Source organism: Paucibacter sp. M5-1, assembly GCF_027498415.2.
Taxonomy (GTDB): Bacteria; Pseudomonadota; Gammaproteobacteria; order Burkholderiales; family Burkholderiaceae_C; genus Roseateles_E.
Window position 1 is genome coordinate 4,088,057 of the sequence record NZ_JAPZLM020000001.1, and the last position, 25,779, is coordinate 4,113,835.

Below are 25,779 nucleotides of genomic sequence, written 5' to 3' on the forward strand. Positions count from 1 at the left end.
CGATGCCTCAGCGGGAGTGCTGGGCCGCAGATTCGGGCAGGCGGCAGCCCTGATCGTCGCAGAGCGGCGCGGCGGCTGCGTCCTCGTCGGGCTCGGCGAGCAGGCGGCCGATCAGTGCACCCAGGCGCAGGTCGTCGACGCGGCCGAATTGGTGCAGCCGGATGCGGCCCCGCTTGTCCAGCAGTATCAGGCTGGGCGTGCCGCGCAGGCCCAGGGCCTGCATCGTCAGCGGCACCGGACCGCCGCGCGGATCGGGCCGGTCCAGCCCGATGGCGAAGCCGAGCCGGTACTCATCGATGAAGGCCTGCAGCGCGGCGGCATTACCCATCACCTCGTGGTGTTCGAACACGCTGTGCAGCCCGATCACGGCCAGCTGCTCGGGCGGGAACAGCTCGTGCAGCCTGGCGGTCTGCGGCAGACCATGGGCGACGCAGCCGGGACACAGCATCTGGAAGGCATGCAGCGCGACGACGCGGCCGCGCAGCTGCGGCAGCGCGATGGGCTGGCCGCCGGTATTGAACCATTGCGCGATCTGCAGCGGCGGCGCCAGATCGGCCTGGGCGGCGGGGATCTCGAAGGACATCGTGGTCTCCGTTTCAGAGGGGCTGGGTCCCGCGCCGCTTGACGGCCGGGAAATCGAGCGGCACCTGGAAGGCCAGGTTCATATAGTTGGTGAACAGGTTCAACGCCACATGGGCCAGGATCTCGACGATCTGCTCGTCGTTGAAGCCGGCCTCGCGCAGCGCCTGCACATCGGCATCGCCGACCTGGCCGCGGTTGTCGACCAGCTGCAGCGCGAAGCGCAGCGCGGCGGCGGTTTGCGGGTCGGTCGATTCGCCCTGCTGGGCGGCGGCCATCTCGGCGGTGCTGGCACCGGCCTTGCGGCCCAGCATCGTGTGGGCGGCCAGGCAGTATTCGCAATCGTTGCGGTCGGCGACGGCGACGGCGATCTGCTCGCCCAGCTTGGCCGGGATCACGCCGGAACCCAGGGCGCCGAATGCGCCCCACATGCTTTGCAGGGCCGCCGTGGAGTTGGCGACCGCGCGGAACATCGCGGGGGTGGCGCCGAAGGCACCATGGATCTGCTGGAGCAGCTCCTTGCGGGTGCCGGTGGCCTGGGCGGGATCGATCAGATGAAGGCGGGACATGAGGGTTCTTCCTTTGCTGTGGAGGCGATGGGTCGGGAGGGTTCGGGCAGCTGCTGGATCTCAGTGTGCGCCGCCGCGTCGTACCATTGGCCACTTATCGTCCAAGTCGCATACCAATTCGTCCAGACCATGAGCCAGCCGACCATAGACCGCCTGTCCAGCCTGCTGGAGCGCTTCAAGGTGCGGGCACGCCTGTTCCACCAGGGCCCGCTGTGCGGCATCAGCCGCTTCCCGGCCGAGCCCGGGCGCGGGTTCCTGCATGTGATGCGGCGCGGCGAGCTGGAGTTGCGCCATGGGGCGAAGCAAAGCGAGCTGCCGCGCCGCCTGCTGGTCACCGAGCCGACCCTGCTGTTCTATCCAAGGCCCTTGGCGCACCAGTTCCGCAACCCGCCCGAGGACGGCTCGGACTTTGTCTGCGCCGAGCTGGAGTTCGACGGTGCTGCGCTGAACCCGCTGGTGCGCGCGCTGCCGCCGCTGGTGGTGCTGCCGCTGGCACGGGTCGAGGGGTTGGGGCTGTCTTTGCAGCTCTTGTTCAGCGAGACCGAGCGGCTGCGCTGCGGCCAGCGCCTGCTGGCAGACCGGCTGTTCGAGGTGGTGTTGATCCAGCTGCTGCGCTGGCTGATCGACCATCCGGCCGAGGCCGGCGTGCAGCCGGGCCTGATCACCGGCCTGGCGGACCCACGGCTGGCGCGCGCGCTGGTGGCGCTGCACGAAGACCCGGGCGCGGCCTGGAGCCTGGCGGCGATGGCCGAGCGAGCCGGCATGTCGCGCAGCGCCTTCGCCGCCCATTTCAAGGCGGTGCTGGCGCAGACGCCGGCCCACTACCTGGCCGACTGGCGCCTGACCCTGGCCCAGTCCCGGCTGCGCCAGGGCCGGCCGGTCAAGCAGATCGCCGACGAGCTGGGCTACGCCAGCGCCTCGGCGCTGTCGCGCCTGTTCAGCCAGCGCCTGGGGCGCTCGCCACGTCAATGGCTGGACGGCCAGGCCGAGGTCTGAGCCCGCAGCAAGGAGGCAGAGGTCCGATAACTTCCAGCAGCCGGCGCAGGCGCATGGGAGGATGGCGGCCTTCAATCGATCACCAGGGAGCCGACACCATGCCCGCCGACCACGCCGCCGCCTTCCATGCGCTGCACCACGCCGCCTCGCCGCTGCTCTTGCCCAATGCCTGGGACCCGGGCAGCGCGCTGCTGATGCAGAGCCTGGGCGCCGCAGCGGTGGCCACCAGCAGCGCCGCCGTGGCCTGGGCCATGGGCTATGGCGACGGCGACCGGCTGCCGGTCGCCAAGCTGATCGCGCTGACCGAGGCGCTGGCCGCGCGCCTGACGGTGCCGCTGACGGTGGACTTCGAGGGCGGTTATTCGGACGATCCGCAGAGCGTCGGTGCCAGCGCCGCCGCGCTGATCGCCGCCGGTGCCGCCGGCATCAATATCGAGGACGGCCGCGCCGCGCCCGAGCTGCTGGTACGCAAGATCGCGGCGGTGCGCGAGGCGGCCGAGCGCGCCGGTGTGCGCCTCTTCATCAATGCCCGCAGCGATGTCTATCTGAAGGGCCTGGTGCCGCCCGAGCAACGCGTTGACGAGCTGCTGGCCCGCGCCGAGCGCTATGCCCAGGCGGGCGCCGACGGCCTGTTCGCGGCCGGCGCACGAGCGCCCGAAGAGATCGCGGCGATCTGCGCCGGCAGCCGCCTGCCGGTCAATATCCTGGCCCTGCCGGGCGTGCCCGCAGCAGCCGAGCTGGGACGGCTGGGCGTGCGCCGCATCAGCGCCGGCTCGGGCATCGCCGAGTCGGTCTACGCCCGCATCGCCGAGCTGACCCAGGGCTTCTTGCGCAGCGCTGACGGTCAGGCGCTGGGCGAGCGGGCGATGGCTTATGGCGAGCTGAACGCCTTGATGGCCCAGCCCTGAGCCGGCCGGCGGCGCGGCCTCAGCGCCGCGTCCACAGCATCACCCAGTTTTCCGCCCAGCGCTTGCCGCCGTCGCGCGACACGGCCTGGTACCAGCGGCAGGACCTGGGCGTGATCTGGTCCCAGACGCCGCGATAGATCACGGTCGCCTCGCCGTCCTTTTCCTCGCTGTCCCAGGTGCCGACACCGGCCACGAAACTGCCCCAGGACGGCGGTGGGGTTAGTACCCCGCTCTTGGCATTGACCCAATGGTCGGCCCAGAGCCTGCGCTCCACATCCAGCAGCCGCAGCCCCATGCCGCTGAAGCCGCGCGCGGGGATGCGCAGCTCCTCGACGCTGCCGACGCCGCCCAGAATGGCGTGCACCGTGGCCTCGCCGTCGAACTGCTCCCATTCGCCCTGTTTGTTCAGCTGGCGATGCTTGATCGTCCATTCGCCGCTGAGAAAGTCGAAGTCACCGGGCTTGCCGGTGGCCGGCGGCGGCGCCATCGCGGCCAATGCCGGCAGCACGATGCCGCTGCCGGCAGCGGCCAGGCCGGCGCTGAGTTGCAGCATCGAGCGGCGCTGCAGATCGGGGTTGCTGGTGTTCATCCTTGGTCTCCGTTGTGGCGCTGCGGAATTGGCGCCGGCCCGGCCACTGTGCAAGGCTTTATATGACAACAAATGTCAGCTTTTCTCCGGCGCCTCGCGATAGACGCGATGCAGGGCCGCAGCCGCCTCGCGCAGCGCCACGCGCAGCTCGGCCGGTGCCAGGGCTTCGACGTCCGGCCCCAGGCGCAGCAGCTCGCCCACCGCCGCCTCGTTCGACTCGATCGGGATCTCCAGCCGATGCCAGCCATCCGCATCGCAGGGGCCGGCGCCGGCCACCGCCTGCGCCATCGCATGGCTGGCCTCGGCCAGCCGCCGCAAGGCCTGCGGCCGCGCGCGCACCCGGGCGCGGCCGGCCTGCATGCGGGCCTCGTAGTCGCGTGCGAAGGCCTCCCAGTAGCGGCCGAGATTGAAGTCGGCTGGCGGCTCGGCGCGCTGCTGTTCGATCTGCAGGCTCCGGATCGCGCTGACCCGGTAGGTGCGAACCTGCGGGCCAACGGCCGCCACTAGATACCAGAGCCCGCCCTTCAGCACCAGGCCCAGCGGCGCCACCTGGCGCGCCACCCGACCCTGCCAGCTCTGGTAGTCCAGGCTCAGCAGGCGGCCGGACCAGACCGCCTCGGCCAGCGCCGGCAGCAGTTGCTGGGCTTCGGGTCCCTGGAACCAGGCGACCGGGTCGAGGTGAAAGCGTGCCGCCACGCGCAAGGCATCCTGGCGCAACGCCTCGGGCAGGGCGGCCATCAGCTTCAGCCGGGTGGACTCCAGGCTGGCGCCCATGCCCAGTTGCGCCGCCGCGAAGGGCACGCCGGCCAGGAACAGGCTCTCGGCCTCGGGCCTGTCCAGGCCGGTCAGCGCGGTGCGGTAGCCCTCGCGCAGCACAAAGCCGCCCGAGCGGCCATGCTCGGCATAGACCGGCACGCCGGCGGCGCTGAGCGCGTCGATATCGCGGTAGATGGTGCGCACCGAGACCTCCAGCGCCTCGGCCAGCGCCGCGGCCGACACCCGCCCCTGCGCCTGCAGGCGCAGCAGGATGGAGAGCAGCCGGCTGGATCGCATGGCCGCTATCTTGCCCGCGCGCCGGCCCAGGCTTGTCAGCAGCCTCGCCGCTATGCTGGCGCCATGACGACGCAACATCGCCTCTGGCTTCAAGACCTGACCCTCTCCGCCGCCGTGGCCGGCTTTGTCGCCGTGCTGGTGGGTTTCACCAGCTCGGTGGCCATCGTGTTCCAGGCCGCCCAGGCGCTCGGTGCGACAGCCGCCCAGACCAGCTCCTGGATGTGGGCGCTGGGACTGGGTATGGGCATCACCAGCCTGGGGCTGTCGCTGTGGACCCGCCAGCCGGTGCTGACCGCCTGGAGCACGCCCGGCGCGGCCTTGCTGGCCGGCTCGGCCGGGCTGTCGATGGCCGAGGCGATCGGCGCCTTCATCGTCTGCGCGGCGCTGATCATGCTGTTCGGGGTGACGCGCTGGTTCGAGCGGGTGATGGACCGCATCCCGCTGGCCGTGGCCTCGGCCCTGCTGGCCGGCGTGCTGGCCCGTTTCGGGCTCGATGCGGTGCTGACGGTCCAGAGTGCGCCGCTGATGGTGCTGGTGATGGCCGGAGCCTATCTGCTCGGCAAGCGCTTCATGCCGCGCTATGCGGTGCCCGGCGTGCTGCTGGCCGGTGTGGCGGTCGCGGCGGCGCAGGGCCGGCTGCGCCTGAGCGCGGTCGACTGGGCCTGGGCCCAGCCGGTCTGGACCACGCCGGTTTTCAGTCTGGCGGCCCTGGTCGGCGTGGCCCTGCCGCTGTTCCTGGTCACGATGGCCTCGCAGAACCTGCCCGGCGTCGCGGCGCAGCGAGCCTCGGGCTACCAGACCCCGGTGTCGGCCAGCATCACGGTGACAGGTCTTGCCTCGCTGCTGTTGGCGCCGTTCGGTGGCTATGCCTTCAATCTGGCGGCCATCACCGCCGCCATCTGCATGGGCCGCGAGGCGCACGAAGACCCGGCCAAGCGCTACACCGCCGCCATGATGGCCGGCCTGTTCTATATCGCCGTGGGCCTGGCCGGCGGCGCGGTCGTCGGCCTGCTGGTCGCCTTCCCGCGCGAGCTGGTCGCAGCGGTGGCCGGCCTGGCCTTGCTGGGCACGATTGCCGGCGGTCTCTCGGCCGCGCTGAAGGACGAGAAACACCGCGACGCCGCCATCCTGACCTTTCTGGTCACGCTGTCCGGCGTCTCGCTGCTGGGCATAGGCTCGGCCTTCTGGGGCGTGGTGGCCGGCAGCGCGGCGCTGCTGGTGGCGCGTTGGCGGGCCTGACGGATAATTCCTGCCCCGAACGCGCGCTGTCCCAGAGACTTGCCATGAAGAAGACTTTCCAACTCCACGTCGAAGGCAAGAACCCCGAGCGCCTGCTCGAAGCCATCAAGCACGAGATCCGCCAGTACCTGAAGCGCGAGCGCCGCAAGCCCCTGCCGGCGCAAGCGGACTTCTGGGACTTCGACTGCCGCTTCGGCCTCAGCGAGGCGGCGGCCGAGGTGATCCATGTCGGCGCCTTCATGGACCGCATCAACGAGGCCGCTGCCGCCCAGGCCCCGGCCTTCTACCTGGAACTGCTGGCCAAGCCGGCGCAGCGCAGCTTCGTGCCGCGCGCATCGGCGCTCGACGACGACCACGAAGATTGATGAAGGGCTGAGCCCTGCGCCTTGGCGCCAGTCGTGCAACACTGCGCACCGCCGAGTACCTCCCCTTGTGAAAGTGCGCCCGTCATGATCCTCTTATTCGTCGCCGACCCGCTGGAGTCCTTCAAGACCTACAAGGACACGACTTTTTCGATGATGCGCGAGGCCGCCAAGCGCGGTCATGTGCTGTGGGCCTGCCATCCGGCCGATCTGGTCTGGATTCGTGGTGGCAAGGTCAGCGCCCACGGTGCCCGCCGGATCACGCTGACCGGTGACGAGCATGACTGGTTCAGGGTCGAGCAGACGACGGACCTGGTGCTGGCCGAGACGGATGCCATCGTGATGCGCAAGGACCCGCCGTTCGACAGCGAGTTCTTCTACGCCACCCATCTGCTGAGCCAGGCCGAGCGCGAGGGGGCGAAAGTCTTCAACAAGCCGGCATCGCTGCGCGACCATCCCGAGAAGCTGGCCATCCTGGAGTTTCCCGAGCTGATCGGCCCGACCCTGGTGACGCGCAGCGCGGCGGCTATCAAGGCTTTCCACGCCGAGCACCGTGACATCATCCTGAAGCCGCTGGACGGCATGGGCGGCATGGGCATCTTCCGCGTCGGCCCCGACGGGCTGAACCTCGGCTCCATCATCGAGACGCTCAACCAGGGCGGCGCCGAGACCGTGATGGTGCAGCGCTATCTGCCGGAGATCGTCCAGGGCGACAAGCGCGTGCTGCTGATCGGCGGCGAGGTCGTGCCCTTCTGCCTGGCCCGCATCCCGCAGGGCACGGAGATCCGCGGCAATCTGGCCGCCGGCGGCAAGGGCGTGGCCCAGCCGCTGACCCCGCGCGACCGCGAGATCGCCGAGCAGCTGGCGCCGGTGCTGGCCGCGCGCGGCCTGCTGCTGGTGGGCCTGGATGTGATCGGCGACTGCGTCACCGAGATCAATGTCACCAGCCCGACCGGCTTCCAGGAAATCACGAAGCAGACCGGCTTCGATGTCGCGAAGCTGTTCGTCGATGCGCTGGAGCGGGCCGCCGGAGCCTGAGCTTTTTCTTCGGGCGCTGAACCCTTTGGGCCGTTCGGGCCCTCCTTGCTGCAGAAACTGGTGTGAACCCTCTGCAGGAGTGCTGAAGAATGTTGCAAGCCCCGATTGAACTGGTGGAGTCCGCGCGCCGTGGTGACAAGGGCGCGGTACTGCAGTTGCTGAGCCTGTGCCAGCCCGATCTGAAGCGCTTTGCGCGTCGCAGCTGCAGCAGCAGCGAGGATGCCGAGGACGCGGTGCAGCTGGCGCTGTGGCAGCTGTATCGCCGTGTCGGCGCGCTGCGCGCGGCGGCAGCGCTGGCCGGCTGGCTGTTCCGCATCGTCGAGCGCGAGTGCTACCGGCTGCTGCGCCTGCGCAAAGGCAGCGACTCGCTGGAGGACCTGCCCGAGGCGCTGGAGCCCCAGGCGGCGGTGCTGCCGCTGGATCTGCGGCGCGATCTGGCCCGGGCGATCGAGCAACTGAGCCCGGCCTATCGCGAGGTGCTGCTGCTGCGCGATGTGCACGAGTTGACGGCACCCGAGGTCGCGGCCCAGCTGGGCCTGAGCCTGGAGGCAGTCAAGAGCCGGCTACACCGGGCCCGCGCCCGGGTGCGCGAGCAGCTGCTGGCCAGCGGCTACTGGCTCAAGGACGGCGCGCCACAGACCGGCGCCCAGGGCGACGCACCGTGAGGCCCGGAATGTTTTTTTGCAGTCGTTCCATCACCATTCATCTGCTGCGCGGCGCGGCGGCCGCGCTGCTGCTAGTGCTGGCGCTGTGGCCGGGGCCGCAGCAGGGCTGGCTGCGCGCCGGAGCGCTGCTCGGCGCGGTGCTGCTGATGCGCGGCTGCCCGATGTGCTGGCTGCTGGGGCTGTTCGAGACGGTGCGGCAACGCTTGAAGCCTTGACGCCGAAGAGGCCCCGGGTCGGCACCGCTAGGATGTGAGGCTGCGTTCAACCGATAGGAGCATCTGTGATGGCCGAGTTCTCCGCATCCGTGACCTGGGCACGCCAGGCCGATGAAGTCTTCACCGACCAGCGCTACAGCCGTCGGCATGCCTGGGGCTTCGATGGCGGCGTACAGGTGCCGGCCTCCTCATCCCCGCATTCGGTGCCCCTGCCTTACTCGGACCCGGCGGCGGTGGACCCCGAGGAGGCCTTTGTGGCTTCGCTGTCCAGCTGCCATATGTTGTGGTTTCTGAGCCTGGCGGCCAAGGCCGGCTGGGTGGTCGAGAGCTATCGCGACGATGCGCTCGGTGTGATGGCGCGCAACGCGCGCGGCAAGATGGCGATGACGCGCGTGACCCTGCGGCCTGTCGTGCAGTTCGCCGATGCCGCGCCCGATGCGGCGGCTCACGAGGCTCTGCACCACGCCGCCCACGAGGCCTGCTATATCGCCAACTCGGTGGCCTGCGAGGTGCTGTGCGAGCCGCAGCTCAGCAACGCGGCCGCAGCGCCAGCCGCAGGGGTTCCGTCGGCCGCAGCGTGATCTGCAGCGCCGGTATCGGCGCCGGCCGGCCGGGCGCGGGCGCCAGCTCGTAACGCTGCAGTAGCAGGGCCGCGATCAGCCCGATCTCGGTCAGCGCGAAATGGCTGCCCAGGCAGACCCGCGGTCCGGCGCCGAAGGGCAGCCAGGCGCCGCGCGGGATCTCGGCATGGCCGCTGGCCGGATCGAAACGCTCGGGGCGGAAGGCCTCGGGCTCCTCGAACCAGCGCGGATCGCGCTGGATGATGCCCGGGGTCAGCCGGATCATCGAGCCCGCCGGCAGGGTGTAGCCGCCGATCTGCAGCGGCGCGGTGCTGATGCGCGACAACAGGGCCGGGGCTGGCGGGTACAGGCGCAGCACCTCCTTGATGCAGGCCTGCAGCCAGGGCAGACGCGGTAGGTCGGCGGCGCTCGGTGCCCGCCCGCCCAGCACCTCCTGCAGCTCGTCGGCGGCGCGGCGCTGTGCGTCGGGATGGGCGGCCATGCACCAGCCCCACCAGGTCAGCGCGGCGGCGCTGGTCTCGTGGCCGGCCAGGAAGATGGTCATGCACTCGTCGCGCAGCGCCTGTTCGCCGAGCGGCCGGCCCTGCGGGTCGCGCAGCTGCAGCAGCATCTGCAGCAGATCCTCGCCCTGGAAGTCAGGCATGGCGCGGCGCCGCGCCAGCTCGCCGCGGATCAGCCCATCCAGGGTCTGCAGCGCCCGGCGCTTGCCCGCTTTCCAGGGCGCCCACAGCGGGGCGCTGGCCGGCCAGAACATCTCCTGCATGCCGATCAGGCTGATGGCATGGACGGCATCGGCGGCGCGCCTACCCTCGGCCGTGTCGCTGCGCGAGAACAGGCTGCGCAGGATCACCTCCATCGTCAGCTGGGTCATCGCCGACTCGAAACCGAACTCGGGGCCGCTCTGCCAGCCCGCCAGCGCCTGCTCGGTGGCCGCCACCATCAGCGGCGCGAAGGCCTCGACCCGCTTCGGCGCAAAGCCCGGTTGCAGCATCTGGCGCTGGCGCTTCCAGGCCTGCCCCTCGGCCACCAGCACGCTCTGGCCATGGGCCGAGGCAAACACCTCGATGCCGCGCTCCCAGCGGATCAGCCCTTCGTGGGCGGCCACAAGCAGCTCACGCACTTGCTCGGGATGGAAGAAGTTGTAGTCGCGGTACTGCATCAGGCGCAGATGCACGATGTCGCCATGGCGGCGCTGCAGGCCGCTCAGAAAGCCCAGATAGTCGCGCCGCAGCGCGCCCAGCTCGGGCAGGCCCAGCCAGCGGCAGGGCGGGCCGGGGGGCAGGGTGGAGCGGGTCAAGGTGTCGGTCGTCATGGCGGCGATCTTGCCGGCACCCTGTTTTTCGGTATTGAACGGTTGCGACACTAGACTGCGAGCATGGATCACTCCCTGCATCCCGATGCCGTCGCCCGCCTGCTGGTGCCAGGTCTTGCGCTGAGCGGCTGCCTGCATGCCCATCTGTGGCGCGACACCTCGGCGGCGGCCGGGCTCAGCGAGGCTCAGCGCAGCAGCTGGTTTCCGGCCACGCCGCTATGCGGCCTGAGCTGGGTGCTGGCCGGGGCGGGCGAGCAGTTGGACGAGGCGGGGCGCTCGCTGGGCCTGTTGCCGGGTCCGCTGCTGGTCACCGGGCCGCGCAGCCGGCCGGCCTTCTACCGCGCGCATGGGCCGACGCGCTGCTTCATGACCGCGATCACACCGGATGCGCTGCAGGCGCTGACCGGGCTGGACATCGCAGCCCTGTGCGACCGCTGCGTCAGCATGGAGCAGCAGCCCGGGCTGAATGAGCCGGACTGGCGTGCGTTGAACGCGGCGATGCTGGCCGCGCCCGACGAGCAGGCCTGCCAGCGCCTGCTGGAGGACTTCCTGCGGCCGCGCTGGCGCGCGGTGCCGCAGGCGGGCGGTAGCGGCTACCGTGACTGGATGCAACACCTGGCCCTGCGCGCAGTGGCCGCCGGCCATGGCCGCAGCCTGCGCCAGATGGAGCGCCGCATCAAGCAATGGAGCGGCCAGAGCCTGCGCGCGCTGCGTGCGCTCAGCCGGGCCGAGGCCACCTATGCGCAGGGCCGGCGCGCGATGGCCGAGGGCGAGCTGGTCTGGAGCGCGCTGGCCCAGGATATGGGCTATGCGGACCAGGCCCATCTGTGCCGCGAGACGCGCCGCGTCACTGGCTTCAGCCCCGAGGAACTGCGCCGGCGCATCGACAGCGAGGAGGCTTTCTGGCCCTATCGCGTCTGGGCCTGAGCGCCCCCTGTTTTCAAAGCAAGGAAGCCCAAATGTCCGTGCAACTGGTCGAAATCACCCGCCACAACCTGGCCGAGCTGCTGAAGCTGGACGCCGGCGACGGTGGCAAACAGGTGGCGCCCAATGTCAGATCGATGGCCCAGGCCGCCGTCTATGCCGAGGCCTGGCCGCGCGGCATTGCGGTGGACGGCGTGCTGGTCGGCTTTCTGATGCTGTACGACCCCAGCCTGACGCCCGCGCCCGAGGAACCCAAGTTCGCGCTCTGGCGGCTGATGATCGACAAGGGGCAGCAGGGCAGGGGTTATGGCGCGGCGGCGGTGCAGGCGCTGATCGCCCATGTGCGCACGCGGCCCGGCGCCGAGACGCTGTATCTGAGCTATGTGCAGGACAGCGCGAATGCAGCGGCGGCCGAGCGCTTCTACCGCTCGCTGGGTTTCACGCCGACCGGCGAGATCGATGATGGCGAGCTCGTGATGAGCCTGAAGCTCTGAACATGCCAGGCCCCTGGCGCCGCCTCTCCGCCGCCCAGTTGAACGGCATCAGTGTCGCGCTGGGCGTGGCGTTGATACAGGCCTTGTTCACTGCGCTGTTCGGGCTGGACGCCGGCCTGGCCGCCGCCGGTGGTGCGGTCTGCTGCAGCCTGCCAGACCTGCCGAACCCGCCGCAGCGGGTCTGGCGCCGGCTCTTCCCGGCCGCGCTGCTGGCCGCGCTGGTGACCCTGGCCGTCGGCCTGCTGCGGCATTCGCCGGTGGCGATGACGGGGCTGATCGCGCTGATCGCCTTTGGCACGCTGATGATGATGGCCTGGGGCCCGCGCGCCGGGCCGTTGTCCTTCACCGGCGTGCTGGCGCTGGTGTTCGCGATGGCCTGGCATGCGCCGCCGTCGGCCACCGCGGCCCTCGCCCATGCCGGCTGGGTGCTGGCCGGTGCGCTGGTCTACACCCAGTGGGCACGCGCCGGCGCCTGGCTGCTGCGGCGGCGCTACCGCGAGCTGGCCGTGGCGGCGGCGATGCGGGCCTGCGTGGCGCGGCTGCGATCGCGGGCGCAACGCATCGCCGGCGCGCTGCCGCCGGCCGATGCCAGCATCCGCGCCTCGATTGCCGACGACGTCCTGCTGGCCGACGCGCTGCAGGCCGCGCGCGACCAGGTCTTTGCCGCGCGACCCTCGGCCGTGAGCCGGCGCCAGACCGATCTGGTGCTGGGCCTGATCGAATTGCGCGATCTGATGCTGTCGATCCGGCTCGACGTCGAGCTGCTGGGCAGCGACGCCGCCGGCCTGCATTGGCGCGGTGCGCTGGCCACCACGCTGATCCACCTGGCCGAGGCCCTGGAGACCCTCGCCGCTGCCATCGGCCAGGGGCAAGTCATGCCCGCCGTGTCGGCGCAAGGCTGGCGCGAGGCGCTGGCAGCGCGTCTGGCCGGTGCGCCGGCCGCCGCCGACGACGCGCGCCACCACCTGGTCGACGCGCTGCAAAGCCGGCTCGGCCATATGCTGGACGATGTCGCGGCGATGGCCGAGCGCCAGGCGGGCCCGGACCGGGACAGTGCCTGGCCGCCCGAGAAGCTGCAGCTCTTCGTCTCGCCCGAGGGCTGGCCGCTGGCCGCGCTGAAGCCGCATCTGAGCCTGCAGTCCGGCGTGATGCGCCATGCCTTGCGCGCCGGCCTGGCCTTGTCGCTGGCCTATGTGCTGGGCCAGTTCCTGCCCTGGAACGCCCATCCCTACTGGCTGGTGCTGAGCGTCGCGGTGGTCTTGCGCGGCAATCTGGAGCAGACCCTGTCGCGCCGCAACGAGCGCATCATCGGCACCGTGATCGGCTGCCTGCTGGTGCTCGCGCTGGCACAGCTGCAGCAGCCGCGTCTGCTGGCGCTGGCCTTCATCGTCGCGGTGGGCGTGGCCCATGCCTATGTCAACCAGCGCTACCGCGTCGCCGCCACCGCCGCCACCCTGATGGCCCTGGTGCAGCCGCTGCTGCTGCAGCCGGGCAGCAGCCCGGCGATTGCCGAGCGCCTGGCCGACACCGTGATCGGCGCGCTGCTGGCCTGGGCCTTCTGCTTCGTGCTGCCCTCGTGGGAGCGCCGTTCGCTGCAGCGCCTGAGCGGCCAGCTGCGCGCGGCGCTGGCCCGCCATGCCGGCAATCTGCTGGTCTGGGCGCCGGCGCCCGAGCAGCAGCTGGCCCAGCGCCTGAGCCGCCAGCAGGCCTACACGGCCCTGGCTGCGCTGGCCGCCGCGGCCCAGCGCAGCCGGGTCGAGCCGCGCCAGGTGCGTCTGCCCGAGCCGGAGATCGAGGCGGTGCTGAGCCATGGCTACCGTTTCATGGCCCTGCTGGGCACGGTGCAGCAGATGCTGAACCGGCGCACCGACCGGCTCGCCGCCGAGCTGGCCGGCCCCGAGCTGGCGCTGGCCCGGCAGGACTGCGCAGCATGGCTGGTGCAAGGGCAGGGCGCCGAGCTGCCGGTGATGGCGCCCGCCGAGGTCGACTGGCCCGAGCATGCCGGCCAGCAAGACCTGACCCCCTGGTTGCTGCGTCGGTTGCGCCTGGCGCGGCGCGAAGCGGCAGACCTGGTCGCTGCCGAGTCGCGGTTGCTGGCGGCGATCAGCCGCGCAGATAGCGCAGGCCGCCCGCGCAGTGGCGTCGGCGAAAGGCCGTGACCTCGGGTGCCAGCGCGGCGGCCGCCGCATCCGATTCGAGCGCGCCGGCGATCAGCGCCGCCAGCTCGGCCATCTGAGCCGGACCCAGGCCCAGGCGCACGATCTCAGGCACGCCCAGGCGCAGGCCGTTGACATCGCCGGCCAAGGCCGGCACGCGGTCCAGCGGCAGACCGATGCCGCAGCTCAGCAGCCGGGCCCGTGCCAGGCGCTTGGCGGCGGCCTGGCCACCGCCCCAGGCGGCCGCCTCGATGGCGAACTGGTGCGAGTCGGTGCCGCCGCGTTCGCGGGCGAACACCGGCAGGTCGCGAGCGATCAGGCCGGCGGCCAGCGCCCGCGCGCTGGCCTGCATCGCCAGGCCGTAGTCGTGGCCGTGTTCCTTCCAGTCCAGCAGGCCCAGTGCCAGCGCGGCGGTCTTGCCGGCATCGAAATTGGCGGTCAGCCCCGGGTAGGCGATCGCGTCGAGCCGCTCGGCCAGGCCCGCGTCGTTGCCGACGATCAGGCCGCCCGGCGGACCGCCCAGGCTTTTGTAGGTGCTCATCGTCATCACATGGGCGCCCAGATCCAGCGGGTTGGCCCAGGTGCCGCCGGCAATCATGCCGCTCAGATGCGCGGCGTCGAACATCAGCAGCGCGCCCACCTTGTCGGCGATCTCGCGCACCGCCGCCACCGGGTGGGCGAACAGATTCAGGCTGCCGCCCAGCGTGATCAGCTTGGGGCGGACCTCGGCGGCAAGGCGCACCAGGGCCGGCACGTCGACACTGTAGCCATCGGCCCGCACCGGCGCCGGCACGCTGCGCAGGCCGTAGAGCCCGGCGGCGCCGGCCGCATGATGGGTCACATGACCGCCGATCTCGGCCGGCGGCACGATGATGGTGTCGCCGGGCTTGCAGCAGGCCATGAAGACATAGAGATTGGCCAGCGCGCCCGAGCCGACGCGGATCTCGGCATAGCGGGCCTTGAATACCTGGGCCGCCAGCTCGGCCGCGATCACCTCGATGCGCTCGATCGCCTCCAAGCCCATCTCGTACTTGTCGCCGGGATAGCCCAGCGAGGGGCGCGTGCCCAGGCCGGCGGCCAGCAGGGCCTCGGCGCGCGGGTTCATCAAATTGCTGGCCGGGTTGAGATTGATGCCCTCGACATCGTGGATGCGATGGTTCTCGGCCACCAGGCGGGCCAGCTCCTCGTCCAGCGCGGGGCTGTCCAGCGCGCCGGCCGCGCCGGCCAGCGCCTGTACATGGTGGTCGATAGCGGCCGGCACCCAGGGCCGGGCCTGCAATTGGGCTGTGCTCATCTGCGGGTTCGCTTTCTTGGTCGGGCATCGCGCGGAGATTGGCGACGGGCCGATGCTGGGGCCAAGCGCCGGCAGCTTCAAGCAAGTTATTCTTGGGTCCAGGCCTAGAGAATCTAGGCCTGAGTCGAGCCATGGCCGTCCAACCCCCCAACCCCCGTCTGCCGCCTTTCCTCGCGCTGCGCGCCTTCGAGGCGGCCGCGCGGCACCAGAGCTTTGCACGCGCCGCCGAGGAGTTGTGCGTGACGCCGGCGGCTGTCGCGGCCCAGGTCAAGGCGCTGGAACAATGGCTGGGCGCGCCGCTGTTCGAGCGCCACAGCCGGGGCCTGAGCCTGCGTGCCCAGGCGGCCGCCGCGGTGCCGGCGCTGGCCGCCGCGATGGACCAGCTGGGCCAGGCGGCGCAGACCCTGCGCAGCGAGGCTGGCGCCGCGCGGCTGCATATCGCGGCCCTGCCGGCCCTGGCCCAGCTCTGGCTCACGCCGCTGCTGCCGGCCCTGCGGCGCGAGCTGCCGGGGCTGCAGCTCTCGCTGAGCGCGCTGGAGGCGCCGCCGAATTTCCAACGCGAGGCCTATGACCTGGGCTTGTTCTATGCGCCGGCGCTGCCGCGCAAGCCGCCGCCCAAGGGTTGCCAGCGCCTGGTGCTGGCCGAGGATGCCTTGCTGGCGGTCTGCAGCCCCAGCCTGCTGGGCCCGCGCGGCCGCGCGCCCGAACTGGCCGAGCAGACCCTGCTACACGACATCGTCTGGTCGCAGGACTGGGCGCGCTGGCTGAAGGCGGCCGGCCGCAGCGATATCGCCGCGACGGACGGCCCACGCTTCTCGCTCTACAGCATGGCGCTGCAGGCGGCGCTGGCCGGGCAGGGGGTGCTGATGGGGCGGCAACGCCTGGTGGCTGCCGCGCTGGCCGAGGGCAGTCTGGTCGCGCCCTGGGGGAGCGCTGTGCCGCTGGCCGAGACCATCGCCCTGCTGATGCCCTTGCCTCGCGCCGGGCAAGACCTGACGCTGCGTCTGGTCGATGCCTTGCAGCGCCTCGGCGGCACGGGCGCTATGCGAAGATGAGACCACTGTTTCTTTGCAAGGATGTCCCGCCATGATCAAGACCCGTGCTGCCGTCGCCTGGAAGGCCGGCGCCCCGCTGAGCATCGAAGAAGTCCAGCTCGACGGTCCGCGCGCCGGCGAGGTGCTGGTGGAGATCAAGGCCACCGGCATCTGCCACACCGACTACTACACCCTGTCCGGCGCCGACCCGGAAGGCATCTTCCCCGCCATCCTGGGTCATGAGGGGGCCGGCATCGTGCTGGAGGTTGGCGAGGGCGTCACCTGGCTGAAGCCCGGCGACCATGTGATCCCGCTCTACACGCCCGAGTGCCGGCAGTGCAAGTTCTGCCTGTCGCGCAAGACCAATCTGTGTCAGGCGATCCGCAGCACCCAGGGCAAGGGCCTGATGCCCGACGGCAGCGCGCGGTTCTCGATCGACGGCAAGCCCATCTTCCATTACATGGGCACGTCCACGTTTTCGAATCACATCGTGGTGCCAGGTATTGCCCTGGCCAAGATCCGCGAGGACGCGCCCTTCGACAAGGTCTGCTACATCGGCTGCGGCGTCACCACCGGTGTCGGCGCGGTGCTGTTCACCGCCAAGGTGGAAGCCGGCGCGAACGTGGTGGTGTTCGGCCTGGGCGGCATCGGCCTGAACGTGATCCAGGGTGCCAAGATGGTGGGCGCCGACAAGATCATCGGCGTGGACCTGAACCCGGCGCGCGAGAAGATGGCGCGCGAGTTCGGCATGACCCACTTCGTCAACCCAAAGGAGGTACCCAATCTGGTCGATCACATCGTGCAGCTGACCGATGGCGGCGCCGACTACAGCTTCGAGTGCATCGGCAATACCAAGGTGATGCGCGACGCGCTGGAGTGCACGCACAAGGGCTGGGGCCGCTCCATCATCATCGGCGTGGCCGAGGCCGGCGCCGAGATCAGCACCCGACCCTTCCAGCTGGTGACCGGCCGCAAATGGGAGGGCAGCGCCTTCGGCGGCGCGCGTGGCCGCACCGATGTGCCCAAGATCGTCGACTGGTATATGGACGGCAAGCTCAATATCGATTCGCTGATCACGCACAAGCTCAAGCTGGAACAGATCAACGAAGGTTTTGATCTGATGAAGCGCGGCGAGTCGATCCGCTCGGTGGTGGAATTCTGATGGAGCTGTTGTCCGAGCACGCCTCGTTCGGCGGAGCCCAGCGCTTCTACAAGCATGAGTCGGTCGAGATCGGCTTGCCGATGCGCTTTGCGCTGTACCTGCCGCCCGAGCCGAAGGCGCTGCTGGTCTTCCTCGCCGGCCTGACCTGCAGCGAGGAGACCTTCACGATGAAGGCCGGTGCCCAGCGTCTTGCGGCCGAGCTGGGCCTGGCGCTCTTGATGCCGGACACCAGCCCACGCGGCGCCAATGTGGCCGGCGAGAGCGCGGCCTGGGACTTTGGCGTCGGCGCCGGCTTCTATCTGGACGCGACGCAGCAGCCCTGGGCCCAGCACTGGCGCATGGAGAGCTATCTGACCAGGGAACTGGTGCCGCTGGTGCAGCGCGAGTTCGGCCTTGATGCCGCACGCACCGGCATCTTCGGCCACTCGATGGGCGGCCATGGCGCGCTGACCCTGGCGCTGCGCCATCCGGGTCTGTTCGCCTCGGTCTCGGCCTTTGCGCCGATCGCCGCGCCGACCCAGTGCCCCTGGGGCGAGAAGGCCTTCAGCGGCTATCTGGGCGATGACCGCAGCGTCTGGGCCGCGCACGATGCCAGCGCGCTGATGCGAGCGCGGCCCAGCGCACCCTTCCCGGGTGGCATCCTGATCGACCAGGGCCTGGCCGACAAATTCCTGACCGAGCAGCTGCAGCCCGAGGCCTTCGAGTGCGCCTGCAAGGCCGCCGCTCAGCCGCTGACCCTGCGGCGCCAGGCCGGCTACGACCATGGCTATTACTTCATCGCGAGCTTTGTCGACGATCATCTGCGCCACCATGCGGCGCAGCTGCTGCCCAAGTCTTGAACACAAGGAGTGCCATGATGGCAAAGGAAACTGCGGTACTGGCTGGTGGCTGCTTCTGGGGCATGCAGGAGTTGATACGCAAGCTGCCCGGCGTGTTGCAGACCCGGGTCGGCTACACCGGCGGGAGCAATGAGAGCCCGACCTACCGCAACCACCCTGGCCATGCCGAGGCGATCGAGATCGTGTTCGACAACGAGGCCACCAGCTTTCGCCGCCTGCTCGAGTTCTTCTTCCAGATCCATGATCCCAGCACGCTGAACCGCCAGGGCAACGATGTCGGCAGCAGCTACCGCTCGGCCATCTTCTACACCAGCGAGGCGCAGAAGGCGGTGGCCATCGACACCCTCAAGGATGTCGATGCTTCCGGCCTGTGGCCCGGCAAGGCGGTGACCGAGCTGGTGCCTGCGCCGCAGTTCTGGGCCGCCGAGGCCGAGCATCAGGACTATCTGCAGCACCGGCCGAACGGCTATACCTGCCACTTCCCGCGCCCCGGCTGGGTGCTGCCGCAGCGCAAGGCGGGCTGAACCCCGGCGTCAGTCCGGCGCGTCCAGATTGCTCCGGACCCGCTGCAGCAGGGCCAGCAGCTGTGCCTGCTCTTGCGGACTCATGCCGACAACGGCCTTGCCGGCCAGCCGCTGGGCCTGCTGCTTCAGCGTGCCCAGCAAGGCCTGACCCTCGGCGGTCAGCGTGAGCCGCGTGTTGCGGCGGTCGGCCGGGTCGGGTGTGCCGTCCAGCAGGCCGCGCTCGCGCAGGCCCTTGACCAGCCGGGCCAGCTGAGCCTTGTCGCGGCCGCTGTCGCCGGCCAGATCGCTCTGCGTGGCGCCCGGGTGGCGGCCGAAATAGCCCAGCACCTTGCTCTCCATATGGGTGATCTGATGCGGGCCATCGCGCAAGACCTGGTACTGCTGCGCGCGGTACTGATGCATCACGCGATGCACCAGCTCCAGCACATCGTCCTGCGCCGCGTCCGGCCGCCCATGGGCTGTCCCGGTGCGGGGTGAATGGTTGACAATGTCCAATGATTTGCGCATGATGGATGATATTGTCAACCATATCCAGGGAGCCCGCCATGAGTGCAGCCCAAGTCCCATCAGAGCGCCGCGTACAGCGCCTGCGCCACGAGATCGTTCGCCGCGAGCTGGAGGTGCGTCGGGTCGAGGCGCTGAGCCCGCATATGCGGCGCATCACGCTGGCCGGCCCCGAGCTGGCCGGTTTCCACAGCCCCTCGTTCGACGACCATATCAAGCTGATCTTCGGCCCGGCCGGCGCGGAACCGGCGCGGCGCGACTACACGCCGCGCCGCTACGATGCGGTCGCCGGCGAACTGACGCTGGAGTTCGCGCTGCATGGCGACGGGCCGGCGGCCGGCTGGGCTGCCCAGGCGCAGCCCGGCCAGCGGTTGACGATTGCCGGCCCGCGCGGCTCCTTTGTCATCCCGCTGGACTATGACTGGCATCTGCTGATCGGCGACGCGAGCGCGCTGCCGGCGATCGCGCGCCGCCTGGAGGAGTTGCCCGCCGGCGTGCCGGCCCTGGTGCTGCTGAGCGTGCCCGATGCGGCCGACCGCCGCGAGCTCGCCAGCGCGGCCGATGTGCGCTTGCAATGGCTGGATGGCGACGCCGAGCTGATCGCTGCGCTGCGTGCGCTGGCGCTGCCGGCCGGCGAGGGCTATGCCTGGTGTGCCGGCGAGGCCGGCACGATGGCTGCGCTGCGCAAGATTCTGGTCGATGAAAAGGGGCACAGCCGCCACGCGATCCGCGCCGCCGCTTACTGGAAGCGCGGCGCCATCGCCCATCACGAGAACCTCGAGGATCCTGCCTGAGGGTTCCGCCTCAGCCGGCAAGCGGGCGCTGTTGATGGCCGGCTGCGGCCTTGTAGCGCTTGACGAAGGCATCGACCTCGGCCGGGTCGATCACATCGGCCAGCCGCGCAAAGCCATCCGGCGCGCGATCCTCGACCAGATCGAGGATCGCGTCCAGCCCCTCCTGGCGATTCATCGTGACAATGCCGGCGCACAGCGGCCGGCGTTGCGCCTCGTAGGCGTCCAGTGCTGCCTCGACATCGGCCGTGCCGCTCAGCACCTCGGCGATGCATTGCGCATCCATGATGGCCTGGGTCGCACCGTTCGAGCCGATTGGGTACATCGGGTGGGCGGCGTCGCCCAGCAAGGTGATGCGGCCATGGCGCCAGCGCGGCAGCGGATCGCGGTCCACCATCGGGTACTCCAGCAGCTGGGTGGCGCCCTTGATCATCGCCGGCACATCGAGCCAGTCGAAATGCCAGCCGCCAAAAGTGGGCAGCAAATCGTCCAGCGAGCCGGGCTTGCTCCAGTCCTCGCGGCCGGGCGCCGTCAGGCCGCCGCCGATGCCGTCCTCGCGCAGCCGGCGGTCGCAGATCCAGTTGATCAGCTGCGTGCCGTCGGCCTGCGGCGGCGCGATCGGATAGACGACGAACTTGGCGCGCCGGTGGCCGGCCTGCACCATGGTGCGGCCGTCAAGAAAGGGTGGGGCGAGGCTGGTGCCGCGCCACATCATCATGCCGTTCCAGCGCGGCGCGCCTTCGTCCGGATAGCACTGGCGGCGCAGCGCCGAGTGGATGCCGTCGGCCGCAATCAGCAGGTCGGCGTGCAGCTCGGCCGTGTCGCCGTCGGCGAGCTGGACCTGGGCCACGACACGATCACCCTCGGTGCGCGCGCCGGTGATGCGCTGGCCGCTGCGCAGCTGCTCGGCGCCCAGCCGCGCCTGGGCCTCGGCCCAGAGCTTGAGCTGCAGCTCGCCACGATGGATGCTCAGCTGCGGATGGCTGTAGCCGCCGGCCAGCCCGCGTACATCGCGGTAGATCTCCTGGCCATGGCGGTTCGCGAACACCAGGGCCGAGGTCTCGACGGCCATCTCGCGCAGCGCCGGCAGCAGGCCCAAGCCGTCGAGCACCGCTACCGCATGCGGCAGCAGATTGATGCCCACGCCCAGCGGCTTCAGCGCCGCCGTCGCCTCGCAGACCCTGACCCGGTGGCCGCGTGCCTGCAGCGCCAGTGCGGTCGTCAGCCCGCCGATGCCGCCGCCGGCGATCAGGATGTCCAGGGCCATGGTGTTCTCCTTGTGGTCTTGATAAAGATCAGGGTAAGCGAGATTGTTGCGTAGTGCAACGATATCTAAGCTAGGGAAACCATGAGCAAGCTGCCCTCTCTTGAAGCCCAGCCGCCCGAAGGCCTGCTGATGCCGGTGCCGGGCCTGCGCTACGGCGTGCTCGACGACTTGCTGGGCTATGCCTTGCGGCGCGCACAGAACGCGCTCTACCTGGACTTCTACCGCGCCACCCAGGGCGAGGACATCAGCCCGCAGCGCTTTGCCGCGCTGGTGCTGGTGGCCGAGAACCCCGGCATGCGCCAGGGCCTGTTGGCCCAGGCCATGGGCTTGCACCGCAGCGGTGCATTGCGCCTGACCGACTGGCTGACCGCCCAGGGCTGGGTGGAGCGGCGCGACGACCCGGCCGATGCCCGCTCCTGGGGCCTGCATCTGAGCGCCACCGGCCGCCGCCGCATGGCCCGGCTGGAGCGGGCGGTGCGCGAGCATGATGCCGCTTTGCAGCGCGGCCTGGGCGAGCAGGCTGCCGTGCTGAAGGCTGCGTTGGAGCGCCTGGCCTGGGTGGCCACGGCGGCGGCCCAGCCCCTGCCCTCGAATTCATCCCCCAAGACAACCACTAGGAGACAGCGATGATGCAACGCCGTGATTGGATGCTGAGCCTGGGCGCACTGCTGAGCGGAGCGGGCGCGCGTGCCCAGGGGGCGGCGCCGCCGCGCATCCTGGTCGGCTTCCCGGCCGGCGGCTCGGTCGACGTCAGCGCGCGGCGCCTGGCCGAGGCCTGGCGCGGCCGCATGGCCGAGACCGTGCTGGTGGAGCAGAAAGTCGGCGCCGGCGGGCGCCTGGCGGTGATGGCGCTGAAGGAGGCGGCGCCCGACGGCCAGACCCTGCTCTTGAGCCCCTCGTCAATGTTCACGATCTACCCGCATGTCTACCGCAAGCTGGCCTACCGCGCCGAGGCCGATGCGATCCCCGTCTCGCCGGTGGCCAATGCGACCTGCGGCTTCGGCGTCGGGCCCATGGTGCCGGCCTCGGTCAAGACCCTGAGCCAGTTCGTCGACTGGGCCAAGGCCAATCCGCAGAGCGCCGCCTTCGCCTCGCCGGCGGCCGGCGCGATGCCGCATTTCCTGGGCAACCAGTTCGAGCGCGCGGCCGGCATCAAGCTGACCCATGTGCCCTACCGCGGCGCGGCACCGGGCATGCAGGACCTGATGGGCGGGCAGATCGCCGCCGGCTGCTTCATCGTCGGCGACTATCTGCCGCATCTGGCCAGCGGCCGGGTGCGCATCCTGGGCATCACCGATGCACGTCGCTCACGCTTCGTGCCCGAGGTGCCCACCTTCGAGGAGCAGGGCTTCAAGGGCATCGAGGGCGTGGAGAGCTATGGCCTGTTCCTGCCGGCCCGCACGTCGGCCGCCATCGTCGAGCGGGTCTACGACCTGGCCAAGCTGGCGCTGCGCGAGAGCGCCGTCACCGAAGGCCTGGCCAAGCTGGGTTTCGAGCCCGCGTCGGCCGCGCCGGCCGACTACGCGCGCCGCCTGGCGCGCGAGCGCGAGCAATGGGGGCCTGTCGTCAAGGCGTCGGGATTTTCTTCCGACGATTGACGCCAGCGGCCACGCCGGCAAGGCCCAGCATCCACAGCGCCGTGGTGGCGGGCTCCGGCACGGCCAGCGCGTACATCGAGTTGCTCAAGACCTGGTGGGCCAACGTGGTCGGGTGGATGCCGTCGTAGAACAGCGCGCTGGCCGGGTTGCAGCCCAGCACCGCCGCGCCGCAGGCCGCGCCGACGTTCTCGAAGCCGTAGCTGCTCGGACTGGCGACCACGTCGTTCAGCAGGCCGTAGACATCGAAGCTGCGCACGCCGGCGTCCTCAAAGGACAGGCGGGTCTGCAGCGCCGCATTCATCGCGGCGCTGATCGCGGTGGCCAGGCCGGTGCCGGCGGCGCCATAGCTCTGGGCCAGCGGTGTCAGGCCGAAGTTGGGTGCGTTCCAGACGATGATGTGCTTCGCACCGGCGGCCTGCAGGCCATCGACGATGGTGCCCATCGTGATCGCGTACTGGGTCGCCAGCGCCTGGGTGGTGGCGACCGGGTCGGCGCCGGCCATCACGTCCATCAGCGCGGCGCTGATATTGGGGCCACCGCCGGCCACGACATAGAGCCCGTCGGCATAAGCCTGACCGTTCACGTCGGCGAGGAACATGCCCAGTTGCGAAGTCATGCTGGGCGGCTCGCCCGGCTGCCATGCACCGTCGATCTTGGCGCCGCCAAACGCATAGTTGCCGCCGCCGGCCAGTGAGGGCGTGGCGCTCAGGCCCAGCCTCGTCGCGAACTGCTGGCTCCAGACGGCGCCGTTGCTATAGGTGCCCGAGGCGAACGGTCGGCTGGCGATGTACTGATTGCCGTCCACGACTTGAGCCGGATCGGCGCCGATGGCCAGCGCGTTATTGCCGCTGTCGGACAGGCTGTCGCCGAACACATAGAGGCTCGAATAACTGCCGGCCTGCGCCGCCCCGGCCAGTACCAGACTCAGCCCGGCAAGCAGGCGCACCCATCCATTGGATTTCATCGTGATCACTCCCTGGTGTTTGTGAGCCCGGCGCACCGCCTTGGGGCGGGGCTCTTGTTGCGGCGAGATTGCCGGTCGCAGCAGCATCCGTTATCCCTCGGCTGCTTGTCAATTGGACCGATGAGGGATTGCGCCCGCGCCGTGCTTGCGGTGCACTCGGCGACAATGGCTGCCTATGGCAGTCCTTTCCATCTCCAATGCCCATCTTGCTTTCGGCCACGTGGCCCTGCTCGATGGTGCCAATTTCTCGCTCGAAATCGGCGAGCGCGTCGGCCTGATCGGCCGCAACGGCACGGGCAAGTCCTCGCTGCTGAAAATCCTGGCCGGCATCGAAAAGCTCGATGACGGTCTGCTGCAGCTGCAGCAGGGCCTGACCAGCGTCTATGTGCCGCAGGAACCCGAGCTGAGGGCCGACGCAACGATCTTCGATGTGATCAGCGAGGGCGTGGCCGAGGCCAAGGCCTTGCGCGAGCGCTACGAGATCCACGACGAGAACGACGACCTGGCCTGGGTGCAGGAGCGCATCGAGCATATCGGCGCCTGGAACTGGGAGCAGCGGGTCGAGGAAACGCTGCAGCGCCTGGGCCTGGACGGCGAGCGCCTGGTCGGCTCGCTGTCGGGCGGGCTGAAGAAGCGGGTGGCGCTGGGCCGCGCGCTGGTGGCCCAGCCCGATGTGCTGCTGCTGGACGAGCCGACCAACCACCTGGATCTGGACGCGATCACCTGGCTGGAAGAGCTGCTGAACAACTTCCAGGGCTCGCTGCTGCTGATCACCCACGACCGCGCCTTCCTGGACAACGTCGCGAACCGCATCGTCGAGCTCGATCGCGGCCAGCTGCGCGGCTACCCGGGCAATTTCGCTGCCTTCACCGCCGCCAAGGCCTATGAGCTGGAGAACGAGGCGCTGTTCAATGCGCGCTTCGACAAGCTGCTGGCGCAGGAGGAGATCTGGATACGCAAGGGCGTCGAGGCCCGCCGCACCCGCAGCGTCGCGCGCATCCAGCGCCTCGAACAGATGCGCCTGGCCCACCAGGCGCGCCGCGATGTGCAGGGCAAGGTCAAGCTGGACATCGACACCGGCGGCGCCAGCGGCAAGATCGTCGCCGAGCTGGAGAACGTCTCGAAGAGTTATGGCGAGCGCGTCATCGTGCGCGACTTCACCGCGACGATTCTGCGTGGCGACAAGGTCGGCCTGGTCGGCGCCAACGGTGCCGGCAAGACCACCTTGCTGAAGATGATCCTCGGCGAGCTCGCGCCCGACAGCGGCGAGGTGCGCCAGGGCTCGCGGCTGACGGTGGCCTATTTCGACCAGATGCGCGACACGCTGAACCTCGATGCCACGCTGGCCGACACCATCAGCCCCGGCAGCGAGTGGATCGAGATCGGCACCCAGAAGAAGCATGTGAAGAGCTATCTGGGCGACTTCCTGTTCTCGCCGGCGCGTGCGAACTCGCCGGTCAAGAGCCTGTCCGGCGGCGAGCGCAACCGGTTGCTGCTGGCGCGCTTGTTCGCCCGCCCGGCCAATGTGCTGGTGCTGGACGAGCCGACCAATGACCTGGACATCGAGACGCTGGAACTGCTGGAGGAGCTGCTGGCCGACTATGACGGCACGGTCTTCCTGGTCAGCCATGACCGACGCTTCCTCGACAACGTCGTCACCTCCACCATCGTCAACGAGGGCGATGGCCGCTGGCGCGAGTACGAGGGCGGTGTGCAGGACTGGCTGATCCAGTCCAAGCGCGCGGCGGCGATCAACGAGCAGCGTGCCAAGCAGGCCGCCACTGTGTTATCCACTGCACCGGCCGCGGCACCGGCGGCAACACCTGCCCCCGCGCCAGCGCCCGTGGTCGCCAGCAAGAAGAAGCTCAGCTACAAGGAGCAGCGCGAACTCGACGAGCTGCCGGCCAAGGTGGCGGCGCTGGAGGCCGAGCAGAAGCAGCTCAATGCCTTGCTGGGTGGCACCGAGCTTTACACGCAGGGGGCGGCCCGCATCGCCGAGGTGACCGAGCGCGCCGGCCAGATCGACGAGGAATTGCTGGGCCTGATGGAGCGCTGGGAACTTCTTGACGCGAAATAAGCCGGGGCTTTGACCCTTTTGGGTCTCGGCAAACGGCGCCGCAGG

Annotated in this window: 28 protein-coding genes; 19 read left to right on the top strand and 9 right to left on the bottom strand. The window is 70.1% G+C overall.

Going from position 1 to position 25,779, the window contains the following annotated elements; all coding sequences use genetic code 11:
* Window positions 1-7: 7 nt before the first annotated feature.
* Window positions 8-583 carry a peroxiredoxin family protein gene (locus tag O5M90_RS19295; protein ID WP_269840012.1) on the bottom strand — a complete coding sequence of 192 codons (576 nt, stop codon included), beginning with the start codon at window positions 581-583 and terminating at the stop codon, window positions 8-10.
* Between the two features lie 13 nt (window positions 584-596).
* Window positions 597-1,148, bottom strand: a complete 552-nt coding sequence (locus O5M90_RS19300; RefSeq protein WP_269840013.1) for a carboxymuconolactone decarboxylase family protein — start codon at window positions 1,146-1,148, stop codon at window positions 597-599.
* Window positions 1,149-1,277: 129 nt separating this feature from the next.
* Between O5M90_RS19300 and O5M90_RS19305 the strand changes: the two genes are divergently transcribed.
* Together O5M90_RS19305 and O5M90_RS19310 are read left to right on the top strand one after the other, a co-directional pair.
* On the top strand, window positions 1,278-2,144 hold the full coding sequence (locus O5M90_RS19305) for an AraC family transcriptional regulator (protein WP_269840014.1): 867 nt from the start codon (window positions 1,278-1,280) through the stop codon (window positions 2,142-2,144).
* Window positions 2,145-2,242: 98 nt separating this feature from the next.
* Window positions 2,243-3,052, top strand: a complete 810-nt coding sequence (locus O5M90_RS19310; protein ID WP_269840015.1) for an isocitrate lyase/PEP mutase family protein — start codon at window positions 2,243-2,245, stop codon at window positions 3,050-3,052.
* 19 nt (window positions 3,053-3,071) lie between these two features.
* Here the strand turns inward: O5M90_RS19310 and O5M90_RS19315 are convergent, their stop codons facing one another.
* Together O5M90_RS19315 and O5M90_RS19320 are read right to left on the bottom strand one after the other, a co-directional pair.
* On the bottom strand, window positions 3,072-3,641 hold the full coding sequence (locus O5M90_RS19315) for a hypothetical protein (protein ID WP_269840016.1): 570 nt from the start codon (window positions 3,639-3,641) through the stop codon (window positions 3,072-3,074).
* Window positions 3,642-3,716: 75 nt separating this feature from the next.
* Window positions 3,717-4,694 carry a helix-turn-helix transcriptional regulator gene (locus O5M90_RS19320; RefSeq protein ID WP_269840017.1) on the bottom strand — a complete coding sequence of 326 codons (978 nt, stop codon included), beginning with the start codon at window positions 4,692-4,694 and terminating at the stop codon, window positions 3,717-3,719.
* Between the two features lie 63 nt (window positions 4,695-4,757).
* On the opposite strand from O5M90_RS19320, the gene O5M90_RS19325 reads away from it, so the two are divergent.
* From O5M90_RS19325 to O5M90_RS19350, 6 genes are all read left to right on the top strand, one after another.
* Window positions 4,758-5,933 carry a benzoate/H(+) symporter BenE family transporter gene (locus O5M90_RS19325; protein ID WP_269840018.1) on the top strand — a complete coding sequence of 392 codons (1,176 nt, stop codon included), beginning with the start codon at window positions 4,758-4,760 and terminating at the stop codon, window positions 5,931-5,933.
* A gap of 44 nt (window positions 5,934-5,977) precedes the next feature.
* Window positions 5,978-6,298, top strand: a complete 321-nt coding sequence (locus O5M90_RS19330) for a DUF6172 family protein (protein ID WP_269840019.1) — start codon at window positions 5,978-5,980, stop codon at window positions 6,296-6,298.
* An 84-nt stretch (window positions 6,299-6,382) separates the two neighbouring features.
* The gene (gene gshB / locus O5M90_RS19335; protein ID WP_269840020.1) at window positions 6,383-7,333 is read left to right on the top strand and encodes a glutathione synthase; all 951 of its coding nucleotides are present in this window, start codon (window positions 6,383-6,385) and stop codon (window positions 7,331-7,333) included.
* An 89-nt stretch (window positions 7,334-7,422) separates the two neighbouring features.
* The gene (locus tag O5M90_RS19340; RefSeq protein WP_269840021.1) at window positions 7,423-7,998 is read left to right on the top strand and encodes an RNA polymerase sigma factor; all 576 of its coding nucleotides are present in this window, start codon (window positions 7,423-7,425) and stop codon (window positions 7,996-7,998) included.
* Window positions 7,999-8,006: 8 nt separating this feature from the next.
* On the top strand, window positions 8,007-8,213 hold the full coding sequence (locus tag O5M90_RS19345) for a hypothetical protein (protein ID WP_269840022.1): 207 nt from the start codon (window positions 8,007-8,009) through the stop codon (window positions 8,211-8,213).
* A 68-nt stretch (window positions 8,214-8,281) separates the two neighbouring features.
* Window positions 8,282-8,794 (top strand): OsmC family protein, encoded by a 513-nt coding sequence (locus tag O5M90_RS19350; protein ID WP_269840023.1) that lies wholly within the window; start codon window positions 8,282-8,284, stop codon window positions 8,792-8,794.
* On the opposite strand, the gene O5M90_RS19355 is transcribed toward O5M90_RS19350, so the two are convergent.
* A complete protein-coding gene (locus tag O5M90_RS19355; RefSeq protein WP_269840024.1) occupies window positions 8,742-10,106 on the bottom strand; it encodes a cytochrome P450 in 1,365 nt (454 codons plus the stop codon). The genes O5M90_RS19350 and O5M90_RS19355 overlap by 53 nt on opposite strands.
* 63 nt (window positions 10,107-10,169) lie before the next feature.
* Between O5M90_RS19355 and O5M90_RS19360 the strand changes: the two genes are divergently transcribed.
* The 3 genes from O5M90_RS19360 to O5M90_RS19370 are packed head-to-tail and all read left to right on the top strand — an operon-like array spanning window position 10,170 to window position 13,683.
* Window positions 10,170-11,033 carry a helix-turn-helix domain-containing protein gene (locus tag O5M90_RS19360; RefSeq protein WP_262971747.1) on the top strand — a complete coding sequence of 288 codons (864 nt, stop codon included), beginning with the start codon at window positions 10,170-10,172 and terminating at the stop codon, window positions 11,031-11,033.
* A 32-nt stretch (window positions 11,034-11,065) separates the two neighbouring features.
* Window positions 11,066-11,524 carry a GNAT family N-acetyltransferase gene (locus tag O5M90_RS19365; RefSeq protein ID WP_269840025.1) on the top strand — a complete coding sequence of 153 codons (459 nt, stop codon included), beginning with the start codon at window positions 11,066-11,068 and terminating at the stop codon, window positions 11,522-11,524.
* Window positions 11,525-11,526: 2 nt separating this feature from the next.
* Window positions 11,527-13,683: an FUSC family protein gene (locus O5M90_RS19370; protein WP_269840026.1), complete on the top strand. Its 2,157-nt coding sequence runs from the start codon at window positions 11,527-11,529 to the stop codon at window positions 13,681-13,683.
* Here the strand turns inward: O5M90_RS19370 and glyA are convergent.
* Entirely contained in the window at window positions 13,628-14,974 is a 1,347-nt protein-coding gene (glyA, locus tag O5M90_RS19375; RefSeq protein WP_269840027.1) for a serine hydroxymethyltransferase, read from the bottom strand. The genes O5M90_RS19370 and glyA overlap by 56 nt on opposite strands.
* Window positions 14,975-15,105: 131 nt before the next feature.
* Between glyA and O5M90_RS19380 the strand changes: the two genes are divergently transcribed.
* Genes O5M90_RS19380 through msrA form a run of 4 tightly spaced genes read left to right on the top strand, consistent with a single transcriptional unit; the run spans window position 15,106 to window position 18,533 of the window.
* The gene (locus O5M90_RS19380; protein WP_440402265.1) at window positions 15,106-16,029 is read left to right on the top strand and encodes a LysR substrate-binding domain-containing protein; all 924 of its coding nucleotides are present in this window, start codon (window positions 15,106-15,108) and stop codon (window positions 16,027-16,029) included.
* 34 nt (window positions 16,030-16,063) lie between these two features.
* Window positions 16,064-17,170, top strand: coding sequence for an S-(hydroxymethyl)glutathione dehydrogenase/class III alcohol dehydrogenase (locus O5M90_RS19385; protein WP_137942930.1), 1,107 nt, complete (start codon window positions 16,064-16,066; stop codon window positions 17,168-17,170).
* A complete protein-coding gene (fghA, locus tag O5M90_RS19390; protein ID WP_269840028.1) occupies window positions 17,170-18,009 on the top strand; it encodes an S-formylglutathione hydrolase in 840 nt (279 codons plus the stop codon). The genes O5M90_RS19385 and fghA overlap by 1 nt, the downstream gene beginning before the upstream one ends.
* A gap of 17 nt (window positions 18,010-18,026) precedes the next feature.
* The gene (gene msrA, locus O5M90_RS19395; protein WP_440402266.1) at window positions 18,027-18,533 is read left to right on the top strand and encodes a peptide-methionine (S)-S-oxide reductase MsrA; all 507 of its coding nucleotides are present in this window, start codon (window positions 18,027-18,029) and stop codon (window positions 18,531-18,533) included.
* Window positions 18,534-18,542: 9 nt separating this feature from the next.
* Here the strand turns inward: msrA and O5M90_RS19400 are convergent, their stop codons facing one another.
* A complete protein-coding gene (locus O5M90_RS19400; RefSeq protein ID WP_269840030.1) occupies window positions 18,543-19,040 on the bottom strand; it encodes a MarR family winged helix-turn-helix transcriptional regulator in 498 nt (165 codons plus the stop codon).
* A gap of 38 nt (window positions 19,041-19,078) precedes the next feature.
* Here O5M90_RS19400 and O5M90_RS19405 point away from each other — a divergent pair, with 38 nt between their 5' ends.
* Window positions 19,079-19,831, top strand: coding sequence for a siderophore-interacting protein (locus tag O5M90_RS19405; protein ID WP_269840031.1), 753 nt, complete (start codon window positions 19,079-19,081; stop codon window positions 19,829-19,831).
* A gap of 10 nt (window positions 19,832-19,841) precedes the next feature.
* Here O5M90_RS19405 and O5M90_RS19410 read toward each other — a convergent pair whose 3' ends face one another.
* Entirely contained in the window at window positions 19,842-21,095 is a 1,254-nt protein-coding gene (locus O5M90_RS19410; RefSeq protein WP_269840032.1) for a flavin-dependent oxidoreductase, read from the bottom strand.
* An 81-nt stretch (window positions 21,096-21,176) separates the two neighbouring features.
* On the opposite strand from O5M90_RS19410, the gene O5M90_RS19415 reads away from it, so the two are divergent.
* Window positions 21,177-21,725 (top strand): MarR family winged helix-turn-helix transcriptional regulator, encoded by a 549-nt coding sequence (locus tag O5M90_RS19415; protein WP_262971737.1) that lies wholly within the window; start codon window positions 21,177-21,179, stop codon window positions 21,723-21,725.
* Entirely contained in the window at window positions 21,722-22,693 is a 972-nt protein-coding gene (locus O5M90_RS19420; RefSeq protein ID WP_440402267.1) for a Bug family tripartite tricarboxylate transporter substrate binding protein, read from the top strand. Before O5M90_RS19415 ends, O5M90_RS19420 begins: the two co-directional genes overlap by 4 nt.
* Here the strand turns inward: O5M90_RS19420 and O5M90_RS19425 are convergent.
* Entirely contained in the window at window positions 22,662-23,657 is a 996-nt protein-coding gene (locus tag O5M90_RS19425) for an SGNH/GDSL hydrolase family protein (RefSeq protein ID WP_269840034.1), read from the bottom strand. The two genes, O5M90_RS19420 and O5M90_RS19425, sit on opposite strands and share 32 nt — an antisense overlap.
* Window positions 23,658-23,832: 175 nt before the next feature.
* Between O5M90_RS19425 and O5M90_RS19430 the strand changes: the two genes are divergently transcribed.
* The gene (locus O5M90_RS19430; RefSeq protein WP_440402270.1) at window positions 23,833-25,734 is read left to right on the top strand and encodes an ATP-binding cassette domain-containing protein; all 1,902 of its coding nucleotides are present in this window, start codon (window positions 23,833-23,835) and stop codon (window positions 25,732-25,734) included.
* The last annotated feature ends 45 nt before the right edge of the window (window positions 25,735-25,779 follow it).